Origin of the sequence: Bacillus sanguinis (assembly GCF_018332475.1) — a bacterium.
Taxonomy (GTDB): Bacteria; Bacillota; Bacilli; order Bacillales; family Bacillaceae_G; genus Bacillus_A; species Bacillus_A sanguinis.
Window position 1 is genome coordinate 1 of sequence record NZ_BOQB01000444.1, and the last position, 1,279, is coordinate 1,279.

Below are 1,279 nucleotides of genomic sequence, written 5' to 3' on the forward strand. Positions count from 1 at the left end.
GAATTCTAGACCGTTTTTTAGTTCCCTCAATCTTCTTCTTCAAAATCGCGTAGACTAGCAAGCAATTCTGTAAATGTTGAGCAAACAGGATATATTGCTTCCTCTATGTTTTCCTCCTCATGCTCCCAAAATACTACTGTTGGTGATTCAGTGCTATTTCGATAATCGAAACATAAAAGGTTACCGAATGGATCTCTAGCAAAAGGATATACCTTAGCTACCAACCTATCTTTTACACTGTTATAGTTTTGGACAATTGAATATTCGTCTTCTATATGCAGAGTTAAGAGATCACTAAATACATTCTCATCTTGTCCTGGTACATCAAATACTTTTGGATTAGGATATCCCCCGTCATATTTCTTTACACAGGCAACAAAATCATTAGGTAATTTAATATTTAAATATTGTTCTACTGCTTGGATTTCTTCGTTTGTAACTGGTGTTTTACTCATAAAAGACCATGTAATATTATTCATTTTTTCCACTCCTTATTTGTCACTATCTTTTCCCCAAATCCTATTTCCACCTGTATGACCAGTATCGTGATGTATCTGATAATCTACAAGTTGCATTCTACCAGCATCTTGATGATGATGCCATGTGTAATTCTTTGGTGTTTCACCTTGCTTAAACATTTGAATTTCTTCTTCTGTAAACTTTGAAGCTAAATTAGGGTCCTCCATTATTTGTTTGTAGAATGCTTTATTGCATTTTCTAAAATGTGTTGGTCTAGATTTTTTAAAATCCGCTTCTTTTAGGAATACCTCACCTTTAGATTCAAAAATAGGGAAACCATCTAAATCATACGGAATACCTGTAACTGGATGTTTCTTTCCCGCTAACTCACCCAATCTTAAGCTTATTGTTTTCGGACCATTTGGACCCTCATAAGTATATGGAGCTGCTTTCTGTAAGTACTGTTTAATACTTCCGACTCCTGCATATGAGAGATGATTACCACCCTTAAATTCATAATTGTTTAATATATGTAATGCATTTCTATATGCCGGAGAATTAATTACAAGTGATTTCCCTTTAGTAAAACCTGTAATAGCAGCTACCTTCCCAACTTGTCCTGCTTTACTAAGACCCTTATCACCCAGAAACCCGAGTCCTAACGTTGCTATACCATAAGCTACATAATGCTCTCTACTTTCCAGATCCCCATTCCAAAATTTATTCATAAATGTATCTGATACAGTGTTCCATGCAGCAGGAATAGTCTCCCTATAGTTTACAATTGCATCTCGCATATTAAGCCAGGTTTCTTTATCAC

At 35.3% G+C, this 1,279-nt stretch carries 2 protein-coding genes; both read right to left on the reverse strand.

Going from position 1 to position 1,279, the window contains the following annotated elements:
* Window positions 1-26: 26 nt before the first annotated feature.
* Entirely contained in the window at window positions 27-479 is a 453-nt protein-coding gene (locus KI369_RS27430) for an SMI1/KNR4 family protein (RefSeq protein WP_088327750.1), read from the reverse strand.
* Window positions 480-491: 12 nt separating this feature from the next.
* Window positions 492-1,279 (reverse strand): HNH endonuclease (locus KI369_RS27435; RefSeq protein ID WP_212958754.1); only part of this gene is annotated, 788 nt, incomplete at its 5' end.